17 protein-coding genes are annotated in these 14,894 nt (G+C 70.9%); 10 read left to right on the top strand and 7 right to left on the bottom strand.

The window, feature by feature from the left end:
* Positions 1-32: 32 nt before the first annotated feature.
* The 6 genes from QF027_RS32085 to QF027_RS32060 all read right to left on the bottom strand — a co-directional run bounded on the left by QF027_RS32085 (position 33) and on the right by QF027_RS32060 (position 5,463).
* Positions 33-1,301 carry an HD-GYP domain-containing protein gene (locus QF027_RS32085; protein WP_307078587.1) on the bottom strand — a complete coding sequence of 423 codons (1,269 nt, stop codon included), beginning with the start codon at positions 1,299-1,301 and terminating at the stop codon, positions 33-35.
* Entirely contained in the window at positions 1,298-2,605 is a 1,308-nt protein-coding gene (locus tag QF027_RS32080) for an HD-GYP domain-containing protein (protein ID WP_307078585.1), read from the bottom strand. The genes QF027_RS32085 and QF027_RS32080 overlap by 4 nt, the downstream gene beginning before the upstream one ends.
* A gap of 115 nt (positions 2,606-2,720) precedes the next feature.
* Positions 2,721-3,032 carry a mycothiol system anti-sigma-R factor gene (gene rsrA / locus QF027_RS32075; protein ID WP_306976543.1) on the bottom strand — a complete coding sequence of 104 codons (312 nt, stop codon included), beginning with the start codon at positions 3,030-3,032 and terminating at the stop codon, positions 2,721-2,723.
* Entirely contained in the window at positions 3,029-3,712 is a 684-nt protein-coding gene (gene sigR / locus QF027_RS32070) for an RNA polymerase sigma factor SigR (protein ID WP_007384596.1), read from the bottom strand. The genes rsrA and sigR overlap by 4 nt, the downstream gene beginning before the upstream one ends.
* 257 nt (positions 3,713-3,969) lie before the next feature.
* A complete protein-coding gene (locus QF027_RS32065; protein WP_307078583.1) occupies positions 3,970-4,599 on the bottom strand; it encodes an alpha/beta hydrolase family protein in 630 nt (209 codons plus the stop codon).
* Between the two features lie 9 nt (positions 4,600-4,608).
* Positions 4,609-5,463: an SOS response-associated peptidase gene (locus QF027_RS32060; RefSeq protein WP_306976550.1), complete on the bottom strand. Its 855-nt coding sequence runs from the start codon at positions 5,461-5,463 to the stop codon at positions 4,609-4,611.
* 50 nt (positions 5,464-5,513) lie between these two features.
* Here QF027_RS32060 and QF027_RS32055 point away from each other — a divergent pair, with 50 nt between their 5' ends.
* From QF027_RS32055 to QF027_RS32040, 4 genes are all read left to right on the top strand, one after another.
* Complete coding sequence (locus QF027_RS32055) at positions 5,514-6,236, top strand: M50 family metallopeptidase (protein ID WP_266522155.1); 723 nt, start codon at positions 5,514-5,516, stop codon at positions 6,234-6,236.
* 144 nt (positions 6,237-6,380) lie between these two features.
* Positions 6,381-7,706, top strand: a complete 1,326-nt coding sequence (gene aroA, locus QF027_RS32050) for a 3-phosphoshikimate 1-carboxyvinyltransferase (RefSeq protein WP_306976553.1) — start codon at positions 6,381-6,383, stop codon at positions 7,704-7,706.
* Between the two features lie 12 nt (positions 7,707-7,718).
* Positions 7,719-8,729: a ribosome small subunit-dependent GTPase A gene (gene rsgA, locus QF027_RS32045; protein WP_307078580.1), complete on the top strand. Its 1,011-nt coding sequence runs from the start codon at positions 7,719-7,721 to the stop codon at positions 8,727-8,729.
* Positions 8,730-8,826: 97 nt separating this feature from the next.
* Positions 8,827-9,150 (top strand): DMT family transporter, encoded by a 324-nt coding sequence (locus QF027_RS32040; RefSeq protein WP_266522149.1) that lies wholly within the window; start codon positions 8,827-8,829, stop codon positions 9,148-9,150.
* Position 9,151: 1 nt separating this feature from the next.
* On the opposite strand, the gene QF027_RS32035 is transcribed toward QF027_RS32040, so the two are convergent.
* Positions 9,152-9,760, bottom strand: coding sequence for a TetR/AcrR family transcriptional regulator (locus QF027_RS32035; protein WP_307078578.1), 609 nt, complete (start codon positions 9,758-9,760; stop codon positions 9,152-9,154).
* 207 nt (positions 9,761-9,967) lie between these two features.
* Between QF027_RS32035 and hisN the strand changes: the two genes are divergently transcribed.
* From hisN to QF027_RS32005, 6 genes are all read left to right on the top strand, one after another.
* A complete protein-coding gene (gene hisN, locus QF027_RS32030) occupies positions 9,968-10,768 on the top strand; it encodes a histidinol-phosphatase (RefSeq protein WP_306976560.1) in 801 nt (266 codons plus the stop codon).
* A gap of 209 nt (positions 10,769-10,977) precedes the next feature.
* Positions 10,978-11,376 (top strand): CBS domain-containing protein, encoded by a 399-nt coding sequence (locus QF027_RS32025; RefSeq protein WP_307078576.1) that lies wholly within the window; start codon positions 10,978-10,980, stop codon positions 11,374-11,376.
* An 80-nt stretch (positions 11,377-11,456) separates the two neighbouring features.
* Complete coding sequence (locus QF027_RS32020; protein ID WP_007384586.1) at positions 11,457-11,873, top strand: Fur family transcriptional regulator; 417 nt, start codon at positions 11,457-11,459, stop codon at positions 11,871-11,873.
* A gap of 182 nt (positions 11,874-12,055) precedes the next feature.
* Complete coding sequence (locus QF027_RS32015) at positions 12,056-12,850, top strand: ABC transporter ATP-binding protein (protein WP_373431058.1); 795 nt, start codon at positions 12,056-12,058, stop codon at positions 12,848-12,850.
* On the top strand, positions 12,847-13,707 hold the full coding sequence (locus QF027_RS32010; protein ID WP_306976565.1) for an ABC transporter permease: 861 nt from the start codon (positions 12,847-12,849) through the stop codon (positions 13,705-13,707). Before QF027_RS32015 ends, QF027_RS32010 begins: the two co-directional genes overlap by 4 nt.
* Positions 13,704-14,849: an ABC transporter substrate-binding protein gene (locus tag QF027_RS32005; protein ID WP_307078574.1), complete on the top strand. Its 1,146-nt coding sequence runs from the start codon at positions 13,704-13,706 to the stop codon at positions 14,847-14,849. The genes QF027_RS32010 and QF027_RS32005 overlap by 4 nt, the downstream gene beginning before the upstream one ends.
* Positions 14,850-14,894 lie beyond the last annotated feature (45 nt).

Here is a 14,894-nt window from a genome sequence, read left to right as displayed (position 1 = left end):
GTGTGCTTGGAAGGGCGCTCATTACCCATGGGTTACCCCGTCACGGGGGAGGTCAGACAGTCTCTCGACAGCACCCTGGCCAGCGCCTCCACGACCTCCGGAGCGTAGTCCCCCGCGGTGCCCAGGCGCAGCTCCTCGAGCGCGGTCAGTGGCCCGCCGGGTCCGGCGTCCCGCGCCTTCTCCTCGTACGCGTTCACGGCCCGCACGATCCGCGCGGCCAGGGGCTGCTCCCGGCAGGGGTCGGCCTGCCGCTCCACGACCACGGCGACGGCCGCGTCCACACCCGTCTGCCGTACGACGGCCCCGCCGAGGAGCGCGATACGGCGCTGTTCGACGAGGGGCAGGCCCGCGGTGGCGCCCGCGGGCACCGGGTCGACGAGGCTCAGCTGGCCGATGTCGTGCATGAGGGCTGCGTACTCCAGGACGGTGAGCTCGGGCCGGGACAGTCCCAGGTCGCGCCCGACCTCCCGGCTGAGCGCGGCGACCCTGCGGGCGTGCCCGGCGGGCGTGTACCCGGCTATCTCGGTGGCACGGGCGAGGGAGGCGATGGTCTGCCGGTAGGTGGAACGGACCGCGGCGTACCGGCGGACGGAGAGCTGGGTGAGCAGCAACGGGACCGAGAAGACGGGCAGTGCCCACAGTCCCGCGACGGCGACCGCGAGCGCCATCACGGCCCCGGTGGCCACGACGGCGGACCCGATGCCGAGCAGGGTCCGCAGCTCGTCCCTGAGCAGCGGGCAGAAGGGCCAGCGGGTGCGGGAGTGCGCCAGGGCGGCCGCGAGCACGGCGTCGCACAGCGCGGTGAGCGAGAGCAGGGCGAGCAGGAGCAGGGCGTACGCGGGACCGCTCCACTGCGCGAAGGTCCCCTGGTTGTACAGGGGTTGGAAGCACACGGCGGCGAATCCGACGGTCAGGACGCGGCGGGCGAGCTGGTCGGCGGTGGGGCCCTGTCCGCGTCCGACGTGCGGCACGCTGCCGACGAGGGAGGCGGCGAGGACGACGGTGACGACCTGGACGACGCCGTGATGCGTGGGCGCACTGGCGTTCTCGCCGAGCAGGGCGTAGGACAGCGCCCCGGCGGCACCGAGGGGCGCGGCCTCCCTGACATGGAGACCGCCGCGGCGGTTGAGTTCACCGACCGCGATCAGCACCCCGAAGGTGAGGGCGGTGCCGCGCTCCTCGAGACCGGTCCAGAGGACGAAGGCGAGCGAGCCGGTGGCGAGGAGAGCGGCGGAGGTGTGGACCAGGGTGAGGAGGGGCGGCACCCGGTGGGACGTCCTGGGCGCGCTCCGGGCGCTCAACGGCGTACCCCCGGCCGCCCGGTGACCGCCGGACGAGGACGCGGCACACCGGGCTCGTCGGCCGTGACCGCCGGATGCCAGCCGTGCCGGGACAGGGCGCGGACGAGGGCCGTCACCATCCGTGGGTCGAACTGGCTGCCGGCGCACCGCTGAAGCTCCTCCAGCGCGGCGCAGACGGGCCTGGCCCGTCGGTAGGAGCGGGTGGACGTCATCGCGTCGAAGGCATCGGCCACGGCCACGACCCGTGCGGACTCCGGTATCTGGCCCCCTGTCAGTCCGTACGGGTACCCGCTCCCGTCCAGCCGCTCATGGTGGTGCAGTACGGCGGCCCGGGCCTCCCCGAGGAAGGAGATGCCCCGGACCATCTCGTGCCCGTACTCGGGATGCAGCTCGATGATCCGCCGCTCCTGAGGGGTCAGCGGCCCGTCCTTCCTGAGCAGCCGCGTCGGCACCCCGAGCTTTCCCACGTCGTGCAGAATCCCTGCGAACCGCAGCACCTCGATCCTGGCGTCGTCCATGCCGAGCTCCCGCGCGATCATCATCGACGCCTGCCCGACCCGCTCGCTGTGCCCGCGCGTGTACTCGTCCTTGATGTCGACTGCCTGCACCAGCGCCCGGATGGTCGCCTGGTGGGCTGCGCGTTCCCGGTGGTACTGCGCGAACACCCACCACGACACACACATCGGCAGCAGCACCAGCAACGCGGCAACAGGACCGTAGGGACTGCGCCACAGGACGGCCATCATGAGCCCGGCCAGCCCGTGTACGGCGACGGGGGCGAGAGAGCGGAGAAACAGGCCGCGCCAGGCCCGCCGTACGGGAATCCGCTCGGCCAGCGCCAGAATCCCCCCGTCCAGCAGGCTCAGCACCAGGCAGAAGACGAGCACCGCGGCCCCGGCCGGGACCAGCGCGTACGGGAAGTCGGAGGCCACGACCGCGTCCCGGCCGCCCGTCGCCCCGTGCACCCGTGCGGCCGCCCACACCCCCACCATGAGCTGCGCGGCCCGCCAGACACGGCGCAGCCCACGCGGGCGCTGCTCGACCGGGGACAGCAGCGCCCCCGGCAGGGCCACGAGGGCGGCGGCCGGGGGCGGCAGCAGAAAGGCGCCGGCGAGCAGCACGGGAAGGAAGGTGCCGGCGAACCGCCAGCGCGCGGCGACCTGCTCACATCCGGCAGAGAGCGCAGCGAGCAGCGCGACCTCCCACCAGGGGGTGCGTACGGCCGGCAGCGGCAGCAGACAGAGCAGTGCGGCTACGGCGACACAGGCGACGTACGCACGCGCGCGTGCCGGCACCGCCTCCATCTCGCCCCTCCAGCCCCGAGTCCGCACAGCTGCGAGGAGCCTAGGACGGCGAGGGGAGGTGGTGTGGGCCGATCACCTGCCGATTAGCACGTTCGAGTGAACGACGACCGGACGCTCAGGACTCCTGCTGTGTCACCGGCGAGGCCGTCACGTCGTGCTCGGGCACGGCCTGTCCGGAGCGGATCAGGTCGAGCCGCCCCAGCACCTTGGAGCGCAGGTCGGTCGGCACGTCGTCATGGCCGCAGCACCGCTTGACGAGCTTCTTGACGGCCTCTTCGAGACCGTACTTCTCCAGGCACGGAGAGCACTCGTTGAAGTGCTGCTTGAACTTGACGCGATCGACGTCCGGCATCTCACTGTCGAGGAACTCGTAGAGATGATCGAGTACCTCACTGCAGTCCGTCTCGTGCGGCTCTCCGCAGCTCATGAGCCCGAGCCTTTCGCTTCGTTCGACTCTCCGGCACCGGCCGGGACGAGCCCGCGCTCACGGGCGTAGTCCTCGAGCATGCCGCGCAGTTGACGGCGGCCCCGGTGCAGTCGGGACATCACCGTTCCGATGGGTGTCCCCATGATGTCCGCGATCTCCTTGTACGCAAAGCCCTCTACGTCAGCGAGGTAGACGGCGATGCGGAATTCCTCGGGGATCGCCTGGAGCGCTTCCTTCACGTCCGAGTCGGGCAGGTGGTCGAGCGCCTGCGACTCGGCGGAGCGCAGACCGGTCGACATGTGCGACTCGGCGCGGGCGAGCTGCCAGTCCTCGATCTCCTCGGCCGCGGAGCGCTGGGGTTCGCGCTGCTTCTTGCGGTACGAGTTGATGAACGTGTTGGTGAGGATCCGGTACAGCCACGCCTTGAGGTTGGTCCCCTCACGGAACTGGTGGAAGGACGCGTACGCCTTGGCGTACGTCTCCTGCACCAGGTCTTCGGCGTCGGCCGGATTGCGCGTCATACGCAGAGCGGCCGAGTACATCTGGTCGAGGAATTCGAGCGCGTCCCGCTCGAAGCGCGCAGTGCGCTCCGCAGTCGACTCCGTGCTCGCGCCCTGGCCCTCGGGCTGCTCCGCCTGGCCGTTGTCGGTCCCTGCGTCGATCCCAGTGACCGGACCCACCTCCTCAAGATTCCGGGCAGCACCGAAACCGGTGCCACCGGAATTGGAGGATAGACGACTACCCGTCCCGGCCGCCCCTCGAATCGGGGTGGTCTTGGCCGCATGCAGCACCGTCCAGTCCAGGTCAGCGCGGCTGCTGCGGCTCGGGCAGAAGGTCGAACCCATGCGGCGGTCTTCCTCTCCTACGACGGTCTGCGCTGCTCTTCAGCGCTTCTGTCCGCCTCAACAGAGGTTCGCGGCGCAGCATTCCCGGGCTTTCACCCCAGTGACCCGAGCCACTTCACGACCGCGTCCGTGATGACCGTCACGGCCTCCTCCTGAGTGATCTGCGCCCGCTTCGGCACGGCGAAGCCATGATCGCCGTAGGGCACCTCGGTCAGTTCGAAGGATCCGTCCGGGAACTCCTCCGGTTTCCCGAACGGGTCGTTGCCGCCCTGTACGACCAGGGTGGGCACCCCGGATCCGAGCAGCTCCCCGGCGCGGGACTTCTCCGGCCGACCGGGCGGGTGCAGCGGGAAGCTCAGGGCGAGGACGGCGGCGGCGCCCAGCTCCACGGCCGTACGGCAGGCGACCCGGGCCCCGGCGCTGCGCCCGCCGGAGATCACCGGCAGGCCGGGCCTCACGAGCGAGGGCCAGACGCCCCGCCATCCCACGTCCAGCGTCTTCGGCGCGGGCGCGACCTTCTTGCCGGCCACCCGCCAGGGCTGCTCGACCAGAGCGACGCTCACGCCATGGCCGGGGAGGACCCGGGCGAGCGCCTGGAGGTCCCGTGCCTCGATACCGCCGCCGGCGCCATGGCTCACGGCCAGCACGCGCCGCGCCTTGTTCGCCGGGTGCCAGGTGATGCGGGCGTCCCCTGCCTCCGTGCTGATGATCTCGGTCTTCACACCAGAAGGCTAGAAGAGTGTGCCCTCTTCCGGCCCCTCCAGCTCCTTGAGCAGCTCCGGCCCGTTGTTGCGGACGTTGCTGACGGCCGTGCTCACCGGATAAGCCCGCATCAGCCCCTCGGGCGGCGCCGCGAGCAGGGAGCGCAGGTCGTCGAGCTCGGTGCGGGACGGGTCGAGCCAGGTGTCCCAGCGGTCCGGGGTCAGCATCAGCGGCATCCTGGGGTGGATGTCGGCGAGCGAGCGCGGGCCGTCGGCCGGGGAGACGGCCAGCGGGCCCGTCTCCGCCTCGGTGGTGATCACGGAGCAGGTCGTCCACCAGGCCTGCGGGTGGTCGTCGGGCAGGGTCTTGTCGCGCCAGAACTCGTACAGTCCGGCCATCGCGAACACCGAGCCGTCGGCGGGCAGCACGAAGTAGGGCTGCTTGCGCGGCCGCTTCTTCTTGCCCTCGACCTCCAGCTCCCGCTCGCCGGACCCGGTGACCCACTCGTAGTAGCCGTCGGCCGGGATGATGCAGCGGCGGGTGGCGAAGGCCCTCTTGTACGACGGCTTCTCGTGCACGGTCTCCGCACGCGCGTTGATCATCCGGGCAGCCCCCTCGGGGGTCTTCGACCAGCTCGGGACCAGCCCCCACTTCAGCTTCCGCAGCTGCCGAACCGGTCGCGGATCCTCGACGTCCTTGAGGGGACGGTCGAGGACGGCGTAAACCTCCTTGGTCGGGGCCACGTTGTAGTCGGGCTCCAGGGTCTCCTCGGGCTCCCTCCCCCAGAGGCTCGACTCCGCTCGCCCTGGGGGGACCCCCATCTCGATCTCAAAGATTCCTGCGAGATCCTCGGGCCCACGACTCGCTGCATACCGTCCGCACATACGTGCCACACTGCCAGACTCCGTACGAGGAGAGGGAGCCACCGGGAAACATGGACAGCACCGCATCGACCGCGCTGCCCGACCTCTGGGACCGCCTCGTCGGCCTGCAACCCGACCCCGACCTGTGGGTGGTGCTGGCCACCATGGTGGCGGCGCTCGCCATAGTTGTCCCGCACACGCTGTGGCGGCTCTCGCGCAACGCCATCACCATCGCCCACGAGGGCGGCCACGGCCTGGTCGCCCTGCTCACGGGACGTCAGCTCACCGGCATACGGCTGCACTCCGACACCAGCGGACTGACGGTCAGCCGGGGCAAGCCGCACGGGATCGGCATGATCCTCACGGCGGCGGCCGGTTACACCGCTCCCCCGCTGCTCGGCCTCGGCGGCGCCGCCCTGCTGGCCGCCGGCCGGATCACCCTGCTGCTGTGGGCGGCGACGGCCCTGCTGGTGGTGATGCTGGTGATGATCCGCAACGCGTACGGGGCGCTGACGGTGGTGCTCACGGGCGGCACCTTCGTGGTGGTGTCCTGGCTCGCCGGGCCCCAGGTGCAGGCGGCGTTCGCGTACGCCGTGGTGTGGTTCCTGCTGCTCGGCGGGGTGCGTCCGGCCTTCGAGCTTCAGGCGAAGCGGGCGCGTGGCGGTGCCGGCGACTCGGACGCGGACCAGCTCTCCCGCCTCACGAACGTCCCGGCGGGGCTGTGGCTGTTCCTGTTCCACGCGGTGTCGCTGTGCTCGCTGATCGGCGGGGGCCGTTGGTTGCTGGAGGTGTGACCAGCCGGCTCAGGGGCGCGGGGCCGTGACACCGGCGGCTCCGCCGCGATGGGGGTCCCCCCGCTCGAGCGAAGCCGAGAGTGGGGGAGCGACCAGCCACGACGGCGCCGCCTCCCACGGACGACCCCCACTAAAGTGGACCCCATGGCCTCGAACCCCGCAGACACCGCCCTCTGGCCCGCCCCCCACGCAAGCGGAGCCGTCGACGCAACGGTCCATGTGCCCGGGTCCAAGTCGGTCACCAACCGCGCGCTGGTGCTGGCCGCCCTCGCCTCCGAGCCCGGCTGGCTGCGCCGCCCGCTGCGTTCCCGGGACACCCTGCTGATGGCGGGCGCCCTGCGGGCGATGGGCGTGGCGATCGAGGAGGGCGTGGGCCCGGACGGCTCGGGCGAGGCCTGGCGGGTGCTTCCGACGGGCCTCGCCGGCCCGGCCACGATCGATGTCGGCAACGCCGGCACGGTGATGCGCTTCCTGCCACCGGTCGCCGCGCTCGCCGACGGCCCGATCCACTTCGACGGCGACCCGAGGTCGTACGAACGCCCCCTGAACGGTGTGATCGACGCCCTGCGCGTCCTCGGTGCCCGGATCGACGACGACGGCCGCGGCGCGCTGCCGCTCACGGTGCACGGCGGGGGCGCCCTGGACGGCGGCCCGGTCGAGATCGACGCGTCCTCGTCGTCCCAGTTCGTGTCGGCGCTCCTGCTGTCCGGTCCGCGCTTCAACCAGGGCGTCGAGGTCCGCCACGTCGGCTCCGCCCTGCCGTCGATGCCGCACATCCGGATGACCGTGGACATGCTGCGCGCGGTGGGCGCCCAGGTGGACACCCCGGAGTCGGGCGGCGAGCCGAACGTCTGGCGGGTCACGCCGGGTGCCCTGCTGGGCCGGGACCTCACCGTCGAGCCCGACCTCTCCAACGCCCAGCCGTTCCTGGCGGCGGCGCTGGTGACCGGCGGCAAGGTCGTCGTACCGGACTGGCCGCGCCACACCACCCAGCCCGGTGACCGGCTGCGCGAGATCTTCACCGAGATGGGTGGTTCCTGCGAACTCACCGAGTACGGCCTGGTGTTCACCGGTTCGGGTGCGATCCACGGCATCGATGTCGACCTCGGCGAGGTCGGCGAGCTGACCCCCGGCATCGCGGCGCTGGCGGCCCTCGCGGACTCCCCCTCCAGCCTGCGCGGGGTGGCCCATCTGCGCCTGCACGAGACGGACCGGCTGGCCGCGCTCACCAAGGAGATCAACGAGCTCGGCGGTGACGTCACCGAGACGGCCGACGGTCTGCACATCCGCCCGCGCCGGCTGCACGGCGGGATCTTCCACACCTACGAGGACCACCGCATGGCCACGGCCGGCGCGATCATCGGCCTCGCGGTCGAGGGCGTACAGATCGAGAACGTCGCGACGACGGCCAAGACCCTGCCGGACTTCCCCGACATGTGGAGCGGGATGCTCGGGAGCGAGAAGGCGTAGGGGACTCACGCCATGCGCCGCTACGGCAAGCACACCGACGAGGACGACATCCGCAGCCGCCCGAACCGCAAGGGCAACCGTCCACGTACGAACATCCGCCCCAAGCACGAGGAAGCGGTCGAGGGCATGGTCCTCACCGTCGACCGGGGCCGTCTGACCTGTCTGGTCGACGACAGGGTCGTCATGGCGATGAAGGCCCGCGAACTGGGCCGCAAGGCCGCGGTCGTCGGGGACCGGGTGGACATCGTCGGCGACCTCTCCGGCGAGAAGGACACCCTGGCCCGCATCGTCCGCATCTCGCCGCGCACCTCGGTCCTGCGCCGCACAGCCGACGACGACGATCCCTACGAGCGCGTGGTCGTCGCCAACGCCGACCAGCTCGCCATCGTCACGGCCCTCGCCGATCCGGAACCCCGCCCCCGTCTGATCGACCGCTGCCTGGTGGCTGCCTTCGACGGCGGTCTGACCCCCCTGCTGGTCCTGACGAAGTCGGACCTGGCCCAGCCCGACAAGCTGCTGGAGCTGTACGGCCACCTGGACATCCCGTACGTCGTCACCAGCCGCGAGGAGTTGGAGAGCGGCAGCGCGGCGGACGTGGTGCGCGACCACCTCGACGGCAAGATCACGGCCTTCGTCGGTCACTCGGGCGTGGGCAAGACGACTCTGGTCAACACGCTGGTCCCGGTGGAGCAGCGCCGGGTGACGGGTCATGTGAACGCGGTGACCGGCCGCGGCCGCCACACCACGACCTCGGCGCTGGCGCTTCCCCTGGCGGGCGACGCCGGCTGGGTGATCGACACACCGGGCGTACGGTCGTTCGGCCTCCACCACGTGGACCCCTCCCGCGTGATCCTCGCGTTCCCCGACCTGGTGCCGGGAACCGAGGGCTGCCCGCGCGCGTGCAGTCATGATGAGCCGGACTGCGCGCTGGACGCGTGGGTGGCCGAGGGGCACGCCGATCCGGCCCGGCTGTACTCCCTGCGGCGGCTGCTCTCGACGCGGGAGCGGACGGAGGGGGACTGAGGGAGCGGGCCGGGGGACTGACCTCCGCATGGTTTGGCCATACGCGAGTTCGGTAAGTGCATAATCGCACCGAGCCGGACATACGGGAGGACAGCACATGGCGTGGCTGCTGGTGGTGGTGGCCGGGTTGCTCGAGACCGGTTTCGCCGTGTGTCTGAAGCTCTCTCACGGTTTCACCCGACTGTGGCCGACGATCGCGTTCTGCATCTTCGCCCTCGGCAGCTTCGGCCTGCTGACCCTGTCCCTGAAGAAGCTGGACGTCGGCCCCGCGTACGCGGTGTGGACCGGCATCGGCGCGGCGGGCACCGCGATCTACGGAATGATCTTCTTCGACGACCTCGTCTCGACACTGAAGATCGTCTCGATCAGCCTGGTGATCATCGGCGTGATCGGACTCCAGCTGTCGGGGTCCTCGCACTAGATCACACCGGCTGCCGGTGCAGAGCGCTCCGCACCAGGTCCCCGACCCCGCCCTCGCCCGGCGGGGCCGCGACACAGGACAGGGCGAGCCGGACGGCCAGTTCGCAGGAGCGGGTGAGGTCGGGGACGTCCGACTTGTGCACACCGGGTCCGGCGAGGACGGACACGGCACGGTCGCGCACCAGTGCCACGAAGTCGCCGGGCGACGGCAACGCTCCGTCGGCCCGGCGCTGCGCCGGCACCGCGGAGGAGGACGGCACCGCGGAGAGGGTCGGCGAGGGCAGCCGCTCACTCCAGCAGCCGGTGAGCATGGCCCGTACCAGCGCGTTCTCCCGGGCGGAGGCGGTGGTCCACTCGGCGGTCGCGGTCAGCCGCTCCCGGGCGTCGCCGTGCGCGGTGAGCGCCCGGTCGACGCCGACGAGATACCCGTCGGCCTCTCGTCTGACCAGCGCGCGGGCCAGCCCTTCCTTGCTCCCGAACTCGTTGTACAACGTCTGCCGGGACACTCCGGCCGTCGCCGCGACATCCACCATCCTCACGGCGGACCACGGCCGACGCGCCAATGCCGTATAAGCGGCATCCAGCAGCGATTCCCGCGCAGCAGGCATCATCGCCTCCCAGGGAGCAAGCAGCTCTGCGCCCAGATTTGACGCGCACGGGAGCACTGTCAAGGGTTCGCGGGGACATGAAGGGGCGTGCGCGGCGGCGCCTCACGAGCGTGGGCGAGTGAAACCGGGCCCTGTCTGCACGAACCCCCGCACCGTCCACACACCGGGCCCGCTGGCCTCGTACCGACACCGACAGATACCGTTCGCCACATGCCCGACTACCTCGACGACCTCAGTCTCGCCCATGTCCTCGCGGACGCGGCCGACGCGACCACCATGGCGCGCTTCAAGGCACTGGACCTCAAGGTCGAGACAAAGCCGGACATGACCCCGGTCAGCGAGGCGGACAAGGCGGCGGAAGAACTCATCCGCGGCCACCTCAAGCGCGCCCGTCCCCGCGACGCCATCCTCGGCGAGGAGTTCGGCATCGAGGGCACCGGCCCTCGCCGCTGGGTCATCGATCCCATCGACGGCACCAAGAACTACGTGCGGGGCGTTCCCGTCTGGGCCACGCTGATCTCCCTGATGGAGGCGGCGGAGGGCGGCTACCAGCCCGTCGTCGGTGTGGTCTCCGCCCCCGCCCTCGGCCGCCGCTGGTGGGCCGCGAAGGGCCACGGCGCCTACACCGGCCGCAGCCTCTCCGCGGCGTCCCGCCTGCGCGTCTCCAAGGTCGGCAAGCTCTCGGACGCCTCGTTCGCGTACTCCTCCCTCACCGGCTGGGAGGACCAGGGGCGCCTCGGCGGCTTCCTGGACCTGACCCGTGAGGTGTGGCGCACGCGCGCGTACGGCGACTTCTGGCCGTACATGATGGTCGCCGAGGGCTCGATCGACCTCTGCGCGGAGCCGGAGCTCTCCCTCTGGGACATGGCCGCGAACGCGATCGTCGTCACGGAGGCCGGCGGCACCTTCACCGGCCTCGACGGCCGCCCCGGCCCACACAGCGGCAACGCGGCCGCCTCCAACGGCCTGCTCCACGACGAGTTCCTGGGTTACCTCAACGAGCGCTACTAGAGACCCGCTGCCAGAGACGCCGCCGGCGATCCGCCGCCAGGGACCGAGGAGCGCTTCCGGGGAGCACATCTGAGCACGCACGCCCTCAATTGGCGGCGTGCGCCCTCTTGTTGACCCTCGCTTTACCTGCGACTCTGGGGGGACCCTCATTTGTGAACTTGTGAACCGGTGAACTGACACACCGGCTCCCAGGAGGTGACTGCGAACCCATGCTCGTCCGCGACGCCATGAGCACGGTGGTCCTCACCATCGGCCCCGCCCACACTCTCCGCCAGGCCGCCGCCCTGATGTCCACCCGTCGGGTGGGCGCGGCCGTGGTCCTCGATCCCGACGGCACCGGTATCGGCATACTGACCGAGCGCGACCTTCTCAACTCCGTGGGCCTCGGCCAGAGCCCGGACGCGGAGTACGCCCACGCCCACACCACCACCGACGTCGTCTTCGCCGCCCCGACCTGGACCCTGGAGGAGGCGGCGCACGCGATGACCCACGGCGGCTTCCGGCACCTCATCGTCCTGGACCGCGGCGAGCCCGCGGGCATCGTCTCGGTCCGCGACATCATCCGCTGCTGGGCACCCGTCCGACAGCGTGTACCGGCCCGCTCCTGATCTGGACTCGATCCAAATCCAGCAGGCATCCAAAATCACACCCATTCGGATTCTGGTCCCTTGCTGTTAGGCTGGGACGCATGAGCGACCTTTTGGAACGACTGCGCGGCCGCGGCTGGCGGATGACCGCGCAGCGGCGCGTCGTGGCCGAGGTCCTCGACGGCGAACACGTCCACCTGACGGCCGACGAGGTCCACGCGCGCGCCGTGGCCAAGCTGCCCGAGATCTCCCGGGCGACCGTCTACAACACGCTGGGCGAGCTGGTCAGCCTCGGCGAAGTGCTCGAGGTCGCCACCGACAAGCGCGCCAAGAGGTACGACCCGAACGCCCACCGACCGCACCACCACCTGGTCTGCGCCCAGTGCGGCGCCATCCGGGACGTCCACCCCACGGGTGACCCGCTGACCGAGCTTCCCGACTCGGAGCGCTTCGGCTTCACCGTCTCGGGCGTCGAGGTGACGTACCGGGGCGTCTGCCCGAACTGCGCGGCGGCGTAACAGCTTCACCCAAGCGCGAAGCGCCAAGCACAAAGCCCCGGCATCCCTCGCGGACGCCGGGGCTTTGTGCTGCCCACGGGGTTCCTGAATCTGACGGACCGTCATATCGTCGTGCGGCCACCCCCTCTCCGTACCGAACTCCGCAAGGAGCAACCGTGGGAGATCCGCACCCCGAACCCACCGTGGGAGAACCGCCACCGCAGTCCGCCCCGGACCATCCGCGCCCCAAACTCCACGCCACCGCCCTGACCCGCACCTTCGGCCGCCCGCCCCGTTCCGTCGAAGCCCTCGGCCCGCTCGACCTCACCGTCGACCCGGGCGAGTTCGTCTGTCTGGTCGGCCCCTCGGGCTGCGGCAAGTCGACGCTGCTGCGTATCGCCGCGGGCCTGCTCCGCCCGAGCACGGGCACCCTGGAGATCCGCACGACCGCATCGCGCCCGGCAGCCATGATCTTCCAGGACTACGGCATCTACGACTGGAAGTCCGTCCGGGCCAACGTCCGCTTCGGCCTGGACATCCAGCGCGTCCCACGCCGCGAGGCGAACACCCGTGCCGACGAGTGGCTGGCCCGCATGGGCCTGTCGGACTTCGCCGACGCGTACCCGGCGACCCTCTCGGGAGGCATGCGCCAGCGTGTCGCGATAGCGCGCGCCCTCGCCGTGGAACCCGAACTGCTCCTGATGGACGAGCCGTTCGCCGCCCTGGACGCCCAACTCCGCATGATCCTCCAGGACGAGTTGCTGGAGATCACGCAGACCCTGCGCACCACCACCCTCTTCATCACCCACAGCCTGGAGGAGGCGATCGTTCTCGGTGACCGCGTCCTGGTGATGTCCGCCCGCCCGGGCCGTCTGATCGCCGAACACCGCCCGCCCTTCCCCCGCCCGCGCACCGGCGACATTCGCTCGGCACCCGAATTCACGTCCCTGAAGAGCGAGTTGTGGGACCTGCTGCGCAAGGAGGCGATACCGGCATGACGACCGTGGCTCCCGAGAAGGTCTCCGTACTCGTACGCCGCCCGGGCCCGGAAGAGCTGCACCCGGTACGCACCCACCGCCGCAGACGAGCCCTGGAACTGACCCTGGCGACAGCGGTCCCCCTGCTCCTGGTCCTCCTGTGGCAGCTGGCCGCCACCCAGGCCTGGCTGGACGACCGCGTCTACCCCGCCCCCTCCACGATCCTCGCCGACGGCTGGGACCGCGCGGCGGCCGGCGACCTGTGGCCGGACGTGTGGGCGACCACGAAACGCGTCCTGGCGGGCTACGCGATCGGCACGGCCACGGGCTACGCGCTGGGCCTTGTGATGGGCTCGCTGCCCCTGGTGAGGGCAGCTCTGGAACCCCTGCTGGACGCCCTGTACGTCGTCCCGAAACTGGCCCTGCTGCCCGTCTTTCTGAACATGTTCGGCCTGGGCGAGGGCCCCCAGATAGCCCTGGTGGCGGCGACGGTCTTCTTCTTCGTATGGATCCAGACGATGTCGGCGGTGATCTCGATCCCCTCCGGCCACCGCGACGCGGGCCAGGTCTTCGGCGCCTCCCCGTGGCAGATGTTCCGCCACGTCCTGCTCCCCGCCTCCCTCCCGGCCGTCCTGGTCGGCGCCCGGATCGCGGCGGGCGTGGCGGTCCTGGTGATCGTCGCCTCGGAACAGATCGCCGCGACGAACGGCCTGGGCCACCTGATCTTCGACTCGCGCGCACTGTTCCAGAACGACGTGATGTTCGTCGGCATCGTCTGCGTGGCCGCCCTGGGAGTCCTCTTCTCCGAACTGGTCCGCATCGTGGGCCGCTTGCTCACCCCATGGGCACCCAGGGACCGCGGAAGGGGCCAGTCGTGAAACCACGGTTCTACGGCGCACTACTGACCGCAGCCCTCCTGCTGACGTCGACAGCATGCACGGCGTCACAAGATCCGACGAGCTCGGAGTCGAAGGCGGGCGGGGGTGGGACGCGGACCGTCCGCCCGGTGGCAGGCTGCGGCGCGGACTCCTGGACGGACCCCGCCGACCTCTCCCCGGCCCGCACCCCGGCCCGCTGCGCGCCCGGCTCCCCCGCCCCTGCCCCTCTCTCCGAGCCCCGCAAGCTCACGATCGCGACGGGCACACTGAACGCGGAGTACGTGGCACCACTCCAAGTGGCGCTCGACAAGGGCGAGTTCAAGAAGGAGGGTCTGGATGTCACCCTGAAGGTGCTGCCGACCCCCGACTCGCTGCCCCTCCTCGCCAAGGGCGACATCGACGCGCTGTGGGCGGCCCCCGAGGCGGCGGTCATGAACGGCGTCCGGGGCGGTTTCGACATCCGCTGGGTCGCCGCGAACTTCTCGCCCGACCCGAAGTCGAAGAGCGGCCTGTGGGTACGGCTGAAGGACGGCGAGACCGGCGACCAGGCGAAGATGGCCGGCCGCAGGATGGGCACGATGATCGGCAAGGGCTCGGTGATCGCGTACCCCATGGAGAAGGCCCTCGAGAGGCACGGCGGCGGCCTCGACGAGATCCAGTACCAGCAGCTCGGTTCGGCCGACGTCCTCACGGCCCTGCAGAACGGCGGTGTCGACTCGGCCTGGCTCCTGGACCCGGTCTGGCGCAGGGTCGACGGCGAGCCCGGCTACGCCTTCCTCGGCGGCCAGCCGGTCGGCGAGCCCCTGGGCGGCATGCTCTACGGCCCCGGGCTGCTGAACGACGACGTGGACGCCGGGGTCGCCCTGCTGCGGGCGTACATCCGCACGGTGAACACCTACTTCGCGGCCGACTACAAGTCGGATGCGACCTTCGTCACCTACCTGGCGAAACTCCTGAAGACCGACGAGGCGGTCCTCAGGTCCACCCCGTCCCTGCGCATGGACTGGGAGATCAGGTCCGGCACGACGGACCGGCTGCAGGCGGCGTACGCGTCCCAGGGCGTGGCGGAGGGCGAGCCGCTGCCGGAATCGAAGACGGTGAACAGAACCCTGTACGAGGAGGCGGTGGGCCACCGCCCCTGAGAAACACCGAGGGCCGGAACCCTTTCGGATTCCGGCCCTCGGCCT

Origin of the sequence: Streptomyces canus (assembly GCF_030816965.1) — a bacterium.
In the GTDB taxonomy this organism is placed as follows: domain Bacteria; phylum Actinomycetota; class Actinomycetes; order Streptomycetales; family Streptomycetaceae; genus Streptomyces; species Streptomyces canus_E.
This window is presented reverse-complemented; position numbering and strand designations above follow the sequence as displayed.